Annotated in this window: 15 protein-coding genes; 13 read left to right on the top strand and 2 right to left on the bottom strand. The window is 64.7% G+C overall.

Annotated features, from left to right (window positions below; genetic code table 11):
* The first annotated feature begins 61 nt into the window (after positions 1–61).
* The 6 genes from H607_RS0105235 (at position 62) to H607_RS0105260 (ending at position 4,645) form a co-directional block, all read left to right on the top strand.
* Positions 62–502 (top strand): Hsp20/alpha crystallin family protein, encoded by a 441-nt coding sequence (locus tag H607_RS0105235; protein WP_028874561.1) that lies wholly within the window; start codon positions 62–64, stop codon positions 500–502.
* A gap of 20 nt (positions 503–522) precedes the next feature.
* Positions 523–918 carry an Hsp20/alpha crystallin family protein gene (locus H607_RS0105240; protein ID WP_028874562.1) on the top strand — a complete coding sequence of 132 codons (396 nt, stop codon included), beginning with the start codon at positions 523–525 and terminating at the stop codon, positions 916–918.
* 34 nt (positions 919–952) lie between these two features.
* Positions 953–1,459, top strand: a complete 507-nt coding sequence (locus H607_RS0105245) for an Hsp20/alpha crystallin family protein (RefSeq protein ID WP_028874563.1) — start codon at positions 953–955, stop codon at positions 1,457–1,459.
* Positions 1,460–1,579: 120 nt separating this feature from the next.
* Complete coding sequence (locus H607_RS0105250; RefSeq protein ID WP_051240679.1) at positions 1,580–2,683, top strand: S1C family serine protease; 1,104 nt, start codon at positions 1,580–1,582, stop codon at positions 2,681–2,683.
* A gap of 10 nt (positions 2,684–2,693) precedes the next feature.
* Positions 2,694–3,959 carry a nucleoside recognition domain-containing protein gene (locus tag H607_RS0105255; RefSeq protein WP_028874565.1) on the top strand — a complete coding sequence of 422 codons (1,266 nt, stop codon included), beginning with the start codon at positions 2,694–2,696 and terminating at the stop codon, positions 3,957–3,959.
* 50 nt (positions 3,960–4,009) lie between these two features.
* A complete protein-coding gene (locus H607_RS0105260; protein WP_028874566.1) occupies positions 4,010–4,645 on the top strand; it encodes an MBL fold metallo-hydrolase in 636 nt (211 codons plus the stop codon).
* A 17-nt stretch (positions 4,646–4,662) separates the two neighbouring features.
* On the opposite strand, the gene H607_RS11845 is transcribed toward H607_RS0105260, so the two are convergent.
* Positions 4,663–5,538, bottom strand: coding sequence for a DNA/RNA non-specific endonuclease (locus H607_RS11845; RefSeq protein ID WP_051240680.1), 876 nt, complete (start codon positions 5,536–5,538; stop codon positions 4,663–4,665).
* A gap of 109 nt (positions 5,539–5,647) precedes the next feature.
* Here H607_RS11845 and H607_RS0105270 point away from each other — a divergent pair, with 109 nt between their 5' ends.
* The 6 genes from H607_RS0105270 to alr all read left to right on the top strand — a co-directional run bounded on the left by H607_RS0105270 (position 5,648) and on the right by alr (position 11,828).
* Positions 5,648–6,937: an NCS2 family permease gene (locus H607_RS0105270; protein WP_028874567.1), complete on the top strand. Its 1,290-nt coding sequence runs from the start codon at positions 5,648–5,650 to the stop codon at positions 6,935–6,937.
* 152 nt (positions 6,938–7,089) lie between these two features.
* Positions 7,090–8,112: a ubiquinone anaerobic biosynthesis protein UbiU gene (gene ubiU / locus H607_RS0105275; RefSeq protein WP_037989620.1), complete on the top strand. Its 1,023-nt coding sequence runs from the start codon at positions 7,090–7,092 to the stop codon at positions 8,110–8,112.
* A 5-nt stretch (positions 8,113–8,117) separates the two neighbouring features.
* Positions 8,118–9,041, top strand: a complete 924-nt coding sequence (locus H607_RS11855) for a U32 family peptidase (protein WP_037989623.1) — start codon at positions 8,118–8,120, stop codon at positions 9,039–9,041.
* Positions 9,038–9,502, top strand: coding sequence for a ubiquinone anaerobic biosynthesis accessory factor UbiT (gene ubiT, locus H607_RS0105285; protein ID WP_028874569.1), 465 nt, complete (start codon positions 9,038–9,040; stop codon positions 9,500–9,502). The genes H607_RS11855 and ubiT overlap by 4 nt, the downstream gene beginning before the upstream one ends.
* A gap of 170 nt (positions 9,503–9,672) precedes the next feature.
* Positions 9,673–10,632: a cytochrome c peroxidase gene (locus H607_RS0105290; protein ID WP_051240700.1), complete on the top strand. Its 960-nt coding sequence runs from the start codon at positions 9,673–9,675 to the stop codon at positions 10,630–10,632.
* 104 nt (positions 10,633–10,736) lie between these two features.
* Complete coding sequence (gene alr, locus H607_RS0105295; protein ID WP_028874571.1) at positions 10,737–11,828, top strand: alanine racemase; 1,092 nt, start codon at positions 10,737–10,739, stop codon at positions 11,826–11,828.
* On the opposite strand, the gene H607_RS0105300 is transcribed toward alr, so the two are convergent.
* The gene (locus tag H607_RS0105300) at positions 11,818–13,839 is read right to left on the bottom strand and encodes a methyl-accepting chemotaxis protein (RefSeq protein ID WP_028874572.1); all 2,022 of its coding nucleotides are present in this window, start codon (positions 13,837–13,839) and stop codon (positions 11,818–11,820) included. The two genes, alr and H607_RS0105300, sit on opposite strands and share 11 nt — an antisense overlap.
* 182 nt (positions 13,840–14,021) lie before the next feature.
* Here H607_RS0105300 and H607_RS12865 point away from each other — a divergent pair, with 182 nt between their 5' ends.
* Positions 14,022–14,867 (top strand): HDOD domain-containing protein, encoded by an 846-nt coding sequence (locus H607_RS12865; RefSeq protein WP_051240681.1) that lies wholly within the window; start codon positions 14,022–14,024, stop codon positions 14,865–14,867.
* Positions 14,868–14,877 lie beyond the last annotated feature (10 nt).

The following is a 14,877-nucleotide window of genomic DNA, read 5'->3' on the forward strand; positions in this document are numbered from 1 at the left end:
ATTCATCGTTGGTCCCAATGCCGGACGGAAATGTCCGGACGACATTCAAGGAGGCAGCACGATGGTCACGACACTCTTTCCCACCAACCTGTTCGAGGAATTCGACCGGCTGCAACGCGAACTCGACCGCCTGTGGAGCGGCTGGCCGGCGGCCATTCGTGAAGTAGCGCTCGATACCGTCTATCCCGCCATCAACATCGGCCGCACGCCGGAAGCGGTCGAAGTGTATGCCTTCATACCCGGCGTGGATCCGGCCAAGCTCGAGGTCACGCTCGAGCAAGGCGTGCTGACGATCGCCGGCGAGCGCCCCTCGTCGATCCCGGAAAACGATCAAGTGACGGTCTATGCCAATGAGCGCTTCGCCGGACGATTCAAGCGCACCATCAGCCTGTCCGAGGATCTCGATCCGGACAAGGTCGAAGCAACCTACCGCGATGGCGTGCTGCGGCTGCGCATCGCGCGCAAAGCCCATCTGCAACCGCGCCGCATCGAAATCAAATGATCGCGAAAGGAGGAACGACCATGGCTGAAACCAATGTCACCACCCGCCCCGGCACCAACGTCACCGCCCAGGAAGCCCAGCGCGTCCCGACCGCGGTGCCGCGCGTCGACATCATCGAAGATCAAACCGGCATCACCCTGTGGGCCGACCTGCCCGGCGTGAGCCGCGATTCGCTGGAGATCAAGGTGGAGGGCGACACCCTCACCATCGAAGGCAACGTGTCGATTCCGGTGAGCGAGGGCATGGAGCCGATCTACGCCGAAGTCCGCGCACCGCGTTATGCCCGCAGCTTCACGCTGTCGCGCGACCTCGACACCGCCGGCATTCAGGCCAAGCTCAATCAAGGGGTACTCGAGCTGCGCATTCCGAAACATCAGCAGGCTCAACCCAAGCGCATCACGGTGCAGGCTGGCTGATTCGGCCTTCGTCTGACGCAGAGGAGGACGAAGTATGAGTTCGGTACTGGAGCAATGGAAATCCGGCCTCGGCCAGAGCTGGGAGCATCTGATGGAGGGTTGGCGTCAGCTGTGGGAACGGGCTGCCGGTGCGCTCACCCGTTTCCAGCCCCGCGAGCGCAACGACGAAAAAAGCGCTTCGACCAATCTGCCGGCACCGGCTGGAAGCGTGCGCTGGGCCGTGCTCGGCGCCGACATCTATGAAACCGACGAGGCCCTTGAAGTCCGTGTCGAGATTCCCGGGCTCGACCGAGAGGATCTCGAAGTCGAGGTGCTCGACGGCCAACTCGTGATTCGCGGCGAAAAACGGCTCGAGCGCGAGGAAAAGCAAGGGCAGTATCGCCTGATGCAGTGCGCCTACGGCCGATTCCAGCGCGTCATTGCGCTCCCCGTGCCGGTCAAAGCCGAGGATGCCAAGGCGGAATACCGCGACGGCGTGCTCAAAATCATGCTGCCCAAGGCAGAGACCGCCAAAACCCGTCGCATCACCGTTCAAGGCTGAGCCCTTTCTTCATCTCCTGCCCGACGGCGGCCCGCGTGGCCGCCGTTTTTACCTCCTCGCTCCCCTTGCATCCGCCCTTTCCCGTACAATGTTCGCTTCGCACCGTCGGGAACCCGCCGTATGCGCTCCGCCCATCGCTTCACGCTGCTCTCGCTGCTCTTCATCGTGCTTGCCGCCTCGCTGGGCACGCTGCTTGCGAAGACCGCCGGAACGACCCCGGCCCAACCGCGCGCCGTCACCCCGCGTGGCGAGCTCACCGCCGACGAGCGCAACACCGTCGAAGTCTTCGCCCTCGCCTCGCCTTCGGTGGTCCATATCACCACCGCCCGCCAGGCGCTCAATCTCTTCACCCTCAACGTGCTCGAAATCCCTCAGGGAACCGGCAGCGGTTTCGTCTGGGACGAGGCCGGGCACGTGGTCACCAATTTCCACGTCATCCAGGGCGCAGATGCGGCCCGGGTCACTCTGGCCGACCAGAGCACGTGGCGCGCCAAACTCGTCGGGGCCTATCCCGACCGCGACCTCGCCGTGTTGCGCATCGACGCTCCGCCCGAACGCCTACACCCCATCCCCATCGGCGAGAGCAAGGGACTCAAAGTGGGGCAGAAAGTGCTGGCGATCGGCAACCCCTTCGGGCTGGATCAAAGCCTCACCACCGGCGTGGTGAGCGCGCTCAACCGGGAGATCGAATCCGTCACCGGCCGCACCATCCGCGGCGTGATCCAAACCGACGCGGCCATCAACCCCGGCAACTCCGGCGGGCCGCTCCTCGATAGCGCCGGCCGGCTCATCGGCGTCAATACCGCCATCTACAGCCCCAGCGGCGCTTCTGCCGGCATCGGTTTCGCCATCCCCGTCGACGAGGTCAACCGCATCGTGCCGCGGCTCATCCGCGAGGGACGCATCCGCCGCCCCGTGCTCGGCATCGCCGCCGCCTCTCCCGCCTTCAACAAGGCGCTGGGCTTGCCGCCCGGCGTCGCCCTCCTGCGCGTCGATCCCGACGGTCCGGCGGCGCGTGCCGGGCTCAAACCCTTCGTGCCGGTCACCGAAGGCAGCGTCATCGTCGGCGACCTGATCGTGGCCATCGACGGTATTCCCACCCCCGATGCCGACACCCTGCTCGACGTGCTCGAACGCTATCAGCCTGGCGATAGCGTGACGCTCGAAGTCCTGCGCGGTACCGAACGACGCCGGGTCGCCGTTACCCTGGATTCTTCTTCCTGATATCTTCCGCATGAACCGCATCTTCGCCGCTTTTTTGCTGATCGCCTTCGCGACTGGCGCCGGCCGCGAGCTCAGCGGCACGCCGGGCGTGATGATGGCCATGAGCAAGGCCGTGATCGACGCCTCGCGCGCCGCCGTCGAACTCGCCCTTGGCCTGGTGGGCGTGATGGCCTTCTTCCTCGGATTGATGAAGATCGCCGAGCAGGGAGGGCTGCTCACCGCCACGGCCCGGCTCATCGCTCCCCTCATGCGCCGGCTCTTTCCCGAAGTACCCCCACAGCACCCGGCCATGGGCGCCATGATCATGAACTTTTCGGCGAACCTCCTGGGACTGGGCAACGCGGCCACGCCTTTCGGCATCCGCGCCATGCAGGAACTCGACCGACTCAATCCCCATCCCGGAACGGCCACCAATGCCATGGTGCGCTTCCTCGCGATCAACACCTCGGGCCTGGCACTGCTGCCCACGGGGGTGATCGCCCTGCGCGCGGCCGCCGGCAGCAGCGATCCGGCCGCCATTCTGCCTACCACGCTCTTCGCCACCACCTGCGCCACCCTGGTAGCGGTGTTCCTCACGCCGCTGCTGGCGCGTTTCTTCCCTGCGCCGCGCATCGCCCCGGCAGCAATGCCTGAGCCTACCCAAGCAGACGAAGAGGCCGCACTCCCCCCCTTGCCGCGTTGGGCCGGATGGACGGCGGCGATTGCCTTCCTCGCCCTCATCGTCGCCAGCGTCCGCCATGGCCAGATCGTCTCGGCCTGGATCGTGCCCACCCTCATCGTCGGCTTTCTCGTCTATGGACTCGCGCGTGGCGTGGCGGTCTATGAAAGTTTCGTCGACGGCGCCAAAGACGGCTTCCAGGTGGCGCTGCGCATCATTCCCTATCTGGTCGCCATCCTCGCGGCCACGGCGCTCTTGCGCGCGAGCGGCGCCCTTCCTTTCTTCGTCTCGCTGCTCGCGCCGATCACCGGGCCGTTGGGGCTGCCCGCCGAAGTACTGCCCATGGCCCTCCTGCGGCCGCTATCGGGCTCCGGCGCCTTTGCGCTGCTCGCCGATCTGCTCAAAGACCCAAACGTCGGTCCCGACAGCTATGCCGGTTGGCTCGCCTCCACGCTGCAGGGCTCGACCGAGACCACCTTCTACGTGCTGGCGGTCTATTTCGGCGCCGTCGGCATCAAGAAAATGCGCCACGCCATCGCCGCGGGGCTAGCGGCAGATCTGGCCGGCGTGGCCGCGGCGGTCTTCATCTGCTCCTGGCTCTACCCGGGCGCTGCGTGAGCGTACGCGCCACGCTACAATAGCGGCATCTTCCGTCGCGGATCGTCACCATGCTCCACGTCCTCGTCATTCCCGTCACGCCGTTCGAACAAAACTGCTCGCTGCTGTGGTGCGACCGCACCGGTGAGGCCGCCGTCATCGATCCGGGCGGGGACCTCGAGCGTATCGAGGAGGCGATCCGCACCCGCAACTTGAACGTGCGTCAGATCCTGCTCACGCACGGCCACATCGACCACGCTGCCGGCGCCCCGGAGCTCGCCCGGCGCCTAGGCGGAATCCCCATCATCGGTCCTCAGGAAGAAGAACGCTTCTGGCTGCAGGCCCTGCCGGAGCAGGCCCGCACCTTCGGCTTTGGCAAAGCCGAGGCGTTCCTGCCCGATCAATGGCTCGAAGAAGGTGACACGGTATCCGTAGGAGAACACGCCTTGGAAGTCCTCCACGTCCCTGGCCACACGCCGGGGCACGTCGTCTACTTCGCACCCGACGAGCGGCTCGCCTTCGTCGGCGACGTGCTCTTCGCCGGCTCGATCGGGCGTACCGATTTTCCCCGCGGCAATCACCGTCAGCTCATCACCGGCATCCTCACCAAGCTGCTGCCCTTGGGCGACGACGTCCGCTTCGTGCCGGGGCATGGGCCGATGTCGACCTTCGGCGAAGAGCGCGCGCATAATCCCTTCCTCGTCTAGCGTTTCCTTGGCATCGCTCATTCGGCCCGGTAGCGACCCGGCGCCCGTGCCCATTCTTCGGTGAGTCCCCACGCGTCGGGATCCGGAGCGGCCGTCTCCAGACGATCTTGCTCCTGCGCCGGCAAATCCGGGAAAAAGTCGATGCCCGTAGCCTCTTCGATCGCTCGCACCGTGGTGAGATACGAGCGCAGATCGGCCTGCGGCGGCGTCTCCTGCGGCATGAGAAAAGCAAGCACCCGCTGCCTGCCCTCCTCGTCCTCGCCCCAGAAGATGCGAAAGAACGCCTTGGGCACCGCGATCCATTCCGGCGAGAACCGCGGCGGATGCTCGTCGAACACCGGCCCCACCACCACCCATAGCACGCGCGCGTTCGGCGCGAAACGATCCGCCTCCACCGCTTCGAGTCGCTGCCAGCTGCCGCGGTTGAGCGAGGGACGCTGGGGCGCGACGTTCGACAGCAAAAAAGTGGCGTGCTGCGCCTCGAGTCCATAGCGCGTCCCGATCAGGAAATTCGGCGCCATGTGGCCACGGTCGAACCCCGAATCACGATAGGACTCGTGGCGCACGCAGTGCCAACCCAGACGGCAACGCAAAGTGCGTGGATCCGGTTCGAATCGCGCCGGACGCCGCTGCAAGCGATGAGTCGGCGGCGGATCGGCACGATAGGCCACCCAGCGCGGCACCCCGTGCCACTCCGAATAGCCCACGACGAAGCCCGGATTGACGAGCTCGGTCGTGAGCAGCCGATCGACGGGTTCGCGCACGCGAGGCCAACCGCCGGGCGAATCCTGTGGCAGCGCACTGCGCCCGAGCCACAGCCAAAGGAAGAAAAGCAACGGCACGAGCAGCAGCACCGACGCCGGCACCCCCAGCCGGTATCCGGCCTTTCGCATTTCCCCGTCTCCTGTTTCGTTCGGACGGAGCGATTATAGAGGGCGTGGGACGATTGCCTTTCTCGCTCCCCTTTCTCTACAATGCAGCGTCTTTTTCGGGATGCCCCCCATGCTCGAACGCCTCTTCCAGCTCAAGGCCCACGGCACCGACGTGCGCACCGAAGTGCTCGCGGGGCTCACCACCTTCCTGACGATGGCCTATATCGTCTTCGTCAACCCCGAGATCCTCGGCTCGGCCGGAATGCCGCGCGAGGCCGTCTTCACCGCCACGTGCCTTGCAGCCGCCATCGGTTCGGCCATCATGGGGCTGTACGCCAACTATCCCATCGCACTCGCGCCGGGCATGGGGCTCAACGCCTACTTCGCCTTCGTCGTCGTCGGCACGCTTGGTTATTCCTGGCAGACGGCGCTCGGAGCCGTCTTCATCTCAGGTTGCCTTTTCCTTATCGTCTCCGCGCTGCGCATCCGTGAGTGGATCATCGACGCCATCCCTACGAGTCTCAAGTTTGCCATCTCGGCCGGCGTGGGGTTCTTCCTCGCCCTCATCGGCCTGAAGAATGCAGGGTTGGTCGCAGCGCACCCCGTCACCTTCGTCACCCTCAGCGACCTGCACCACCTGCCGGTGCTGCTCGCCGTGCTCGGATTCCTCACCATCCTGGCGCTGGAGGCGCGCCGCGTCACCGGCGCCGTGGTACTCGCCATCCTCGCAGTGACGCTCACTGCCGTGGCCCTGGGGCTCGTCCCCTTCAAAGGCATCGTCGCTCCCCCTCCTTCGCTCGCCCCCACCTTGCTCAAAATGGACCTCAAAGGGGCGATCGACGCGGGCATCCTCTCCATCGTGCTCACCTTCTTCCTCGTGGAACTCTTCGATGCCTCCGGCACTTTGATCGCGGTGGCCCAGCGCGCGAAACTGCTCGATGCCCGGGGCCGTCTGCCCCGACTGGGGCGAGCGCTCATGGCCGACTCCACCGCCATCGTGCTCGGCGCGGCGCTGGGGACGTCCTCGACCACCACCTACCTCGAATCGGCAGCGGGCGCGGCCGTGGGCGGTCGCACGGGGCTCACCGCCGTGGTGGTGGCGATCCTGTTCCTCGCCATGCTCGTGTTCTCACCGCTCGCGGCCATGGTACCGACCTACGCCACGGCGCCGGCGCTGCTCTACGTGGCCATCCTCATGGCGCGCGGGCTGGCGGAAGTGCAGTGGGACGACCTCACCGAAGCGGCACCGGCAGCGGTCACCGCCATCACCATCCCCTTCACCTTCTCGGTGGCCAACGGTCTGGCCTTCGGTTTCATCACCTACACCGCCCTCAAGCTCCTCACCGGGCGCGTGCGCGAGCTGCCGCTGGCCGTGGCCGTGATCGCCGGCGTGTTCCTGCTCAAGTTCACCCTGCTCTGAATCTCGCTGCCGCACGCGGCCGTGGCACGGCCGCCCGTCAGCATTACCCGGCACCCCGAATCCCCCTCCGAATCCGACCTTGACTTCCATCAAGGACGACGATGCGCTTACGCGCTATCCTGCGGGCTTTCCGAGTCGGATCCTCGCGCCCGATGATGAATCCTTCCTGCATGCGTCGCCCCGAACTCGTCTGCCCCGCCGGCAACCCGGCCATGCTCAAGGCCGCCGTCGAACAAGGAGCGGACGCCGTCTATCTCGGTTTCAAGGACGCGACGAACGCGCGCAACTTCAACGGCCTCAATTTCGACGAACGCAGCCTCGCGCAGGCGATCGAGCTGGCGCATGCACACGGCTGCCGCGTCTTCCTCGCCCTCAACACCTATCCCCAAGCCGAGGGTTGGACTCACTGGACGGCGGCGGTCGATAGGGCCGCATCGCTCGGCGTCGATGCCCTCATCCTCGCCGATCTCGGCCTCCTCGCCCATGCGCGCGAGCGCCATCCCGAGCTACGCCTGCACTTGTCGGTGCAAGGCTCGGCCACGAACTACGAGGCGCTCGCCTTCTACCACGAACGCTACGGCATCGAGCGCGCCGTGCTGCCGCGCGTGCTCTCGCTCGAACAAGTGGCGCAGGTGGTTCGGCACAGCCCCGTGGCGGTCGAAGTCTTCGGATTCGGTGGCCTGTGCGTGATGGTCGAGGGGCGCTGTGCCCTCTCGGCCTACGCCACCGGTCAGTCGCCCAACTGCCACGGCGCCTGCTCTCCGGCCAAGTTCGTGCGTTGGGACGAAACGCCGCAAGGGCTGGAGGCACGGCTCAACGGCTTTCTCATCGACCGTTACGCCCCCGATGAACCGGCCGGCTACCCCACCCTGTGCAAAGGCCGTTTTGCCGTAGGCGGACACACCTATTACGCCATCGAGGAGCCCACCAGCCTCAACACGCTCGAGCTGCTGCCGCGCCTCATCGAGATCGGCGTCGCCGCCATCAAGATCGAGGGACGCCAGCGCAGCGCCGCCTACGTGGCGCAGGTCACGCGTGTGTGGCGCGAAGCGATCGACGCCGCGTTCGCCGCTCCTCGGGATTTCTCCCCGCGCCCACAGTGGCTCACCGCGCTCGACCGCGTCAGCGAAGGCGCGAGCCACACCCTCGGTGCCTATTCCCGGCCGTGGAAATGACCCCCATGAACCCCCTTTCGTTCGAATTGGTGCTCGCGCCCATCCCTTACTTCTGGCCGCGCGAGCGCGTCCTCGCCTTCTACGAGGCGATCGCCGAGACGCCCGTGGATACCGTCGTCTTGGGTGAGACCGTCTGCGCCCGTCGCGCCGAATTGCGCCTGCCCGACTGGATCGCCCTCGGACGCGAACTCGCCGCCGCGGGCAAGCGGGTCGTTCTCGCCGGCTACGCCCTCATCGAATCCGAATCCCATCTCAAATGGGTACGCCGCCTGGTGGAGCAGGACGAATTCGCCGTCGAAGCCAACGAGATGGGCACGGTGCACCTGCTCGCAGCCGCCGGGCGGCGCGACTGGATCGCCGGTGCCTCACTCAACGTCTACAATCCGCACGCCCTCGCCCAGCTCTCCGAGGCCGGAGCGCGCCGCTGGCTGCCACCGCCGGAGCTCTCACGCGCAGCCCTCGCGCGGCTGCTCGAAGGCTTTTCCGCCCTGGAAAAAGGAACGATCGAGACCGAATTACCGGTATGGGGACCGCTTCCCCTGGCGCATTCGGCGCGCTGTTTCACCGCCCGTCACTACCAGCTGCAAAAAGACGCCTGTGAATTCCGCTGTCTGCAGCATCCGGCCGGACTGCCGCTCGCCACCCGCGACGGAGCCGACTTCCTCGTGCTCAACGGCGTGCAAGTGCTCTCCGCCCGTCCGTGGTCCTTGATGGACCGCCTCGAAGAAGCCACTTCGCTCGCGCAGGCCCTACGCCTCGTGCCCGCCCCCGAAGGCACGCCCGAGCGGATCGCCGCCCTCGACCGTGCCCGCCGTTTCGGTGAAATGCCCGCGCCCGAGCCGGAATCGTGCAACGGCTTCTGGTACGGCGAGAGCGGCTTCGTGTATCGCGAACCCTCTTCTTCTCCCTCTGCCCTCCGCGCCCAATGAAAGAATCCCGCTTCGCCTTTCCGCCCGTGCTCTCCCGGATCGTCTCCCGTTTGCCTCAAACCCCGCCGGCGGCCGTGCTCGCCTTCGCCCTCGATCGACTGCTCTTTCCCCGGCTACCGCTCGCGGACCTCGAAGCGCTCCTAGAGCAGCCGCTGCGCATCGAGGTGAGCGACCTCGGATTGCGGCTCGCCCTCACGCTCACCCGGCAAGGCTTCCGCCCATTGCCGCTACACGTCGCGCCGCGCCTGACGCTGCGTGCCGCCGCTCGCGATTTTCTCGCCCTGCTGCGGCGGGAAGAAGACGCCGACACCCTCTTCTTCCAGCGGCGCCTGGTACTGTCCGGCGATACCGAATTGGGGCTCCTCGTGAAAAACACGCTGGATGCGATCGAGCTCGAAATCCCTCTCCTGTCTCATCTGCACTCAAGGAGTGTTTCTGTTGCCAATCGACAACGTCCCTGAAGGGCAAACTTGATCCAAAGCAAACTTTGGCGCTTTTTCCCGGTAGCAAGGAGCGCAATGGACTAAATTTGCCTTACAAATTTTTCCTTCCGCCGGAGGCTCTCATGACCCGCAAGCTCCTCTTCACCGCGATCGTCGCCGCCTTCGCCGTTTCCGCAGTCCAGGCAGCCATGACCGAAACACCCGCCGAACTGCGCGAGAAAGCCAAGGCCATCATCCAGCCGATCGAACCCGCCAAGATCGAACATCAGGCCAAAGTCGATCTCGGCCGTCAGCTCTTCTTCGAACCGCGCCTGTCGATGTCCGGCATCATCTCCTGCAACACCTGTCACAATCTGTCGTTGGGCGGAACGGATAATCTCAAAACCGCCATCGGCCACAAATGGCAACCCGGGCCGGTCAATACCCCCACCGTGTTCAACGCTTCGCTCAACATCGCCCAGTTCTGGGACGGACGTGCCGCCAACTTACAGGAACAGGCCGCCGGTCCGATTCAAAACCCCATCGAGATGAGCATGCCGCACACGCTCGCCGTGGCCGTGCTGCAATCCATTCCCGGCTACGTCGATGAATTCAAAAAAGTCTATGGAACCGAGGCCATTACCCTGCAAGAAATTACCGATGCGATGGCCGAGTTCGAAAAGACCCTGGTCACCCCGAATTCGCGTTTCGACAAATGGCTCAAGGGCGACGACAAGGCGCTCACCGCGACCGAGCTCGAAGGATTCAAGCTCTTCTACGATAGCGGCTGCATCGCCTGCCACAACGGTCCCAACCTCGGTGGCAATTCGTTCCAGAAACTGGGGGTGGTGGAACCCTACAAATCCACTTCTCCCGCCGAAGGCCGCGCGGCGGTGACCAAGAAGGACGAAGACCGCTGGTACTTCAAAGTGCCCACCTTGAGAAACGTCGAACTCACCTATCCTTACTTCCACGACGGCGAAGCCGCCACTCTGGAAGACGCCGTCACACTGATGGGGCGCCTGCAACTCGGCCGCACGTTCACCGACGACGAACTGAAGAAGATCGTCGCCTTCCTGTATACGCTCACTGGCGAGCGGCCGCAAATGCCTTTGCCGCTGCTGCCGCCTTCCGGCCCGAATACGCCGCGCCCCGATCCCTTCAAGTGACTCGTCACGCGGCACCCCAAGGGTGCCGCGACACCGCCCGAAACACTCCTTCTCGTCCGGATGGGCTATCATGGGCTCACCGGACTCGATTTTTTCTTGCTGCGATGCGCCCCTCCTGCGCCACCATCGATCTCGACGCCCTACGCGCCAATTACCTTCTCGCCAAACGCCTGGCTGGCGGCCGGGCATTGGCCGTGGTCAAAGCCGACGCCTACGGTCACGGGGCGATTGCCTGCGCCAAGGCGCTCGAGCCCCTTGCCGATGGCTTTGCCGTCGCTTTCCTCGAAGAGGCGGTCACGCTGCGTACCGCCGGCATCACCCGGCCGATCGTACTCCTCGAAGGGGTGTTCGACCCGGCCGAGCTCGAGACTGCCGCCGAACTCGATTTATGGCCGGTCGTGCACCACGAGACACAACTGCGCATGCTCGAACTCGCGCCGCGCCGACCCCGCCGCATCTGGGTCAAGATCAACACGGGCATGAACCGCGTCGGCTTCGCCCCTCACGAAGCCCCGGCCGTGTGGCGGCGTCTGCAGGCGGTCCCCAATCTTGACCCCCCCGTATGGATGACGCATTTCGCCTGTGCCGACGATCCGACCTCGAGCATGACGCTCGAACAAATTCGGCGTTTCCACGGCGGCATAGCGACCCTGCCGGGCGAGACGAGCCTTGCCAACTCCGCAGCGCTGCTCGCCTGGCCGCAGGCACGCGGCGACTGGGCCCGCCCCGGGATTCTGCTCTACGGCGGCAACCCCCTCGTCGTCGGCGCCGATCCCGACATGGCCAATGCCCTGCGGCCGGTCATGACCCTCACGAGCAAAATCTTTGCCACCCGGTGGCTCGCCCCCGGCGAAACCTTGGGTTATGGAGCCACCTTCGTGGCCGAACGGCCGACCCGCGTCGGTTTGGTCGCCATCGGCTACGCCGATGGCTATCCGCGCCATGCGCCCACCGGTACGCCCGTGGCGGTAGGCGGTCGGCGCACGCGGCTCATCGGTCGCGTTTCGATGGACATGCTCACGGTCGACCTCTCGCCGCTGCCCGAAGACCTCGGCCAGGGCGCGATCGTGGAGCTATGGGGCGAGCACATTCCGGTCGATGAAGTGGCCCGCGCCGCCGGCACCATCTCCTACGAGCTGCTGTGCCACGTCAAGCGGGTCCACCGCATCCACCGCGGCACCGAATTCACACCTTGAAGTGCTCGGCCCGTTGGCGCAGGCTCGAGGCCGCTTCCTGCAGTGCCTTGGCCTGTGCCTCGCTGTCTTTGGCCGCCGCAGCCGAAGCCTCAGCGCCCTCGGCGATACGCTCCACCCGCTGCGCGATCGAATGGACGGCCTCGGTCTGCTGCTCCAGCGCCTGATCCACTTCCTGCACGGCCCGGCTGGTTTCGGCTGCCTCCTGCCGGATTTCATCGATCGCGCGCCGTGCCTGACGGGCATTTTCCACCCCCCGTTGAACTTCGGTCACCCCGGCATTCATGCCGGACACGGCTTCGCTCGTCGCATGCTGGATCTTGTCGATCATGTCGCCGATCTCGCGGGTCGCGCTGCCGGTGCGCTCGGCGAGCTTGCGCACCTCGTCGGCCACCACGGCGAACCCACGCCCCTGTTCCCCGGCGCGCGCTGCCTCGATGGCCGCGTTGAGTGCCAACAGATTCGTCTGATCCGCGATCTCGCGGATCGTGGCCACGATACTCGAAATCTGCTGCGAGAACCCGTCCAGAGTCCGAATCCGGTCGGCCGCCTCCTCCACGATTCTGGCGATCTGGTTCATCCCTTCGATCGCCGCGGCGATCGTCTCGGCCCCTTCGTCCGATTTCTCCATGGACGCCTGAGCGCGCTGCGCCGTCTCGCGCATGTGCTGCGCGAGCTGGTTCAAGGCCACACTGAACTCCTCCATCGCGGCGGCCACCGCATGGGTGTCTCCTGCCTGAGCGGCGACACGCTGCTGCACTTCCTCCGCCTGCCGTTCGATCGTCTTGGCCCGCGTGGCCACATCGCCCGCCTCGCGCTGCAAGGCGCCGATGAGACTGGCGAGTTCCGAACGCATATGGTTGATCGCCGCGGCCAGACGCCCCAGCTCGTCATTGCGCTCGTAGTGCAAGGTCTGGCTCAGATCCCCGGACGCCATGCGCTCGGTTACCATGACGAAGGTATCGAGCGGACGCAAGGCACGGCGCACCAGCCACACCATCACCAGGGCAAGCAAAACCGCTTCCCCAATGGACGCAAGTGAATTGCGCAGGATATTGCCAAAGAGATCCTCCGCGAGCTCGTCGACGTAGGCCGAAGAGACGACCAACCAATCCCACTCGGGAAAATAGGCATAGGCGGCGACTTTCTCCCGCGGCTTGTCTTTGCCCGGATCGATCCATTGATAGCGAATGATCCCGTTTTTCTTCTCCAACATTTCGCCAATGAAGTCAAACCCATTAGCATCACGCATTTGTCGTATATTCTTCCCCTCCAACGATGGGTGAAAACGAAGATACCCATCTTTGTCGAGCACGTAGACATAGCCTGTCTCGCCTATTTTGATACTGGCAACCGAATCACGAAACTTGGACAACAGGCTGCCCATGGGATAGCCGATGAACCAGGCTCCGACCACCTTGCCATCCTCAGACTTCATCGGCTCATAGATGGTCATGTAATCTTTGCCGAAAAGGACCGCTGGCCCGATGTACTCCTCCCCTGCAAGCAAGCGTTTGTAGGCCGGGTGATTACGATCGAGAGTGGTCAAGAAGGCCCGCGAACCGTCTTCCTTACGCAGGGAGGTCGAGATGCGCAGGAAATCGTCACCCACGCGCTCGAAAATCGTCGCCACCGAGCCCGTCTGCTCCGTCAGGAGATCGGCCTCGATGAAACGCTCGTTCATCTCCATTCCGCCCAACCGAAAGATGGGGACCTTCATCTTGGCCGGCCCCATTTCCGTCGTCTGCTTGGTATCGATGTCGACTCGAGTCCCATAAGGGAACAAACTCTTTAACATCTTGAGCTGAGAGCGTACCGACACGGTGACGGCCTCGTGCAGCATCTGCAGGCGCGAGAGCACGTCGCGTGTCTGGAAACTCATGGTCTCGTCGATGCGGCGCTGCAGTTTTTCCCATTCCAGGCCGCCGATCACGGCGGTACTCAGCGCGATGAAGCATACCGTGGCGATCGCCACCCCCATGGCGATACGACGTGTGAGACTCTGTTCACTCATGGTTCTTCCCTGTTCCCTGCTGAATAATGATTTATATCGGTGTTTCTCCAGCAAACTTTAGCAAGATTCACGAGCGTACTCCAATTTCTTGCGCAGTTACCCCTCATTCGATCAGCGCTGCGCTATCATGAAACCGATGCATCCTTGATGTGATTCCAGCCGCCGCTTCGAGGAACGACTCCATGAACACCGCCTCCACGCCCCTTGCCGAACCTTCGCAACTCGACATCCCGCCTGCCCCCGATGTCCTGACCGCCATCGCCCGCGAAGCCGAAGCGGAAAACCCGAACCTCGCCAAGCTCGCCAAGATGATCCAGCAGGATCCGGCGCTCGCTGCGGCCGTGCTGCGTGCGGCCAACGGCGTCATGCGCATGCGCAAGATCGAATCGGTGGCCCAGGCGCTGCAGGTGATCGGCCTCGAGCGCACGCACCAGATCGTGCTGCACGCCCTGCTGCACTCCACCTTTGGCTTGCCCAAAAATCTGCGGCCTTCCATCTGGGACGAACTGCGGGTCGCGGCCGAAGCCGCTGCAGATTTCGCCCGCCTGATGCGTACCGTGCCGCCCCCCATGGCCCACACGGCGGCACTCTTGCACGACACGGGGTTTTTCCTGCTCGCGCGCAACCATCCCGATTATCACGAGACGCTCTCGCTCGCCCGGGTCGATCCAGAAAAACCCTTTACTGAGCACGAATTCGAGCGCTACAAGACGCATCACGCCGTGGTCGGTTTTTTCCTCGCCCGGCGCTGGGGCCTGGCCGAACCGGTGGCCCTGGCGATCAACCATCACCACGACTATGTGAGCGTCTTCGAAGAGACGACGCTGCCGCCCCAGGTACCACACCTGGTGAGCCTCATCGCCATGGGCGACGTCGTGGCGGCCGAGACGGTCGGCATCGGACGCGACAAGGAATGGCACAAGGCACGCGGTCCGGTGGCCGAATTTTTCGGACTCACCGAAGACGAGCTCGACGACATGATCGAAGCGGAAATCGCCCAGCAGCGCGCGGCTACGAACGTGCGCTGAGCATGAGCCC

This window comes from Tepidiphilus margaritifer DSM 15129, assembly GCF_000425565.1.
Lineage (GTDB): Bacteria > Pseudomonadota > Gammaproteobacteria > Burkholderiales > Rhodocyclaceae > Tepidiphilus > Tepidiphilus margaritifer.

Coding starts and splice junctions, on each gene's coding strand:
- H607_RS0105240 (WP_028874562.1), top strand. CDS start 523: ATGGCTGAAACCAATGTCACCACCCGCCCCGGCACCAACGTCACCGCC.
- H607_RS0105290 (WP_051240700.1), top strand. CDS start 9,673: ATGACCGAAACACCCGCCGAACTGCGCGAGAAAGCCAAGGCCATCATC.
- H607_RS0105260 (WP_028874566.1), top strand. CDS start 4,010: ATGCTCCACGTCCTCGTCATTCCCGTCACGCCGTTCGAACAAAACTGC.
- ubiU (WP_037989620.1), top strand. CDS start 7,090: ATGATGAATCCTTCCTGCATGCGTCGCCCCGAACTCGTCTGCCCCGCC.
- H607_RS0105255 (WP_028874565.1), top strand. CDS start 2,694: ATGAACCGCATCTTCGCCGCTTTTTTGCTGATCGCCTTCGCGACTGGC.
- H607_RS11845 (WP_051240680.1), bottom strand. CDS start 5,538: ATGCGAAAGGCCGGATACCGGCTGGGGGTGCCGGCGTCGGTGCTGCTG.
- H607_RS0105235 (WP_028874561.1), top strand. CDS start 62: ATGGTCACGACACTCTTTCCCACCAACCTGTTCGAGGAATTCGACCGG.
- ubiT (WP_028874569.1), top strand. CDS start 9,038: ATGAAAGAATCCCGCTTCGCCTTTCCGCCCGTGCTCTCCCGGATCGTC.
- H607_RS0105270 (WP_028874567.1), top strand. CDS start 5,648: ATGCTCGAACGCCTCTTCCAGCTCAAGGCCCACGGCACCGACGTGCGC.
- H607_RS0105245 (WP_028874563.1), top strand. CDS start 953: ATGAGTTCGGTACTGGAGCAATGGAAATCCGGCCTCGGCCAGAGCTGG.
- H607_RS0105300 (WP_028874572.1), bottom strand. CDS start 13,839: ATGAGTGAACAGAGTCTCACACGTCGTATCGCCATGGGGGTGGCGATC.
- alr (WP_028874571.1), top strand. CDS start 10,737: ATGCGCCCCTCCTGCGCCACCATCGATCTCGACGCCCTACGCGCCAAT.
- H607_RS0105250 (WP_051240679.1), top strand. CDS start 1,580: ATGCGCTCCGCCCATCGCTTCACGCTGCTCTCGCTGCTCTTCATCGTG.
- H607_RS11855 (WP_037989623.1), top strand. CDS start 8,118: ATGAACCCCCTTTCGTTCGAATTGGTGCTCGCGCCCATCCCTTACTTC.
- H607_RS12865 (WP_051240681.1), top strand. CDS start 14,022: ATGAACACCGCCTCCACGCCCCTTGCCGAACCTTCGCAACTCGACATC.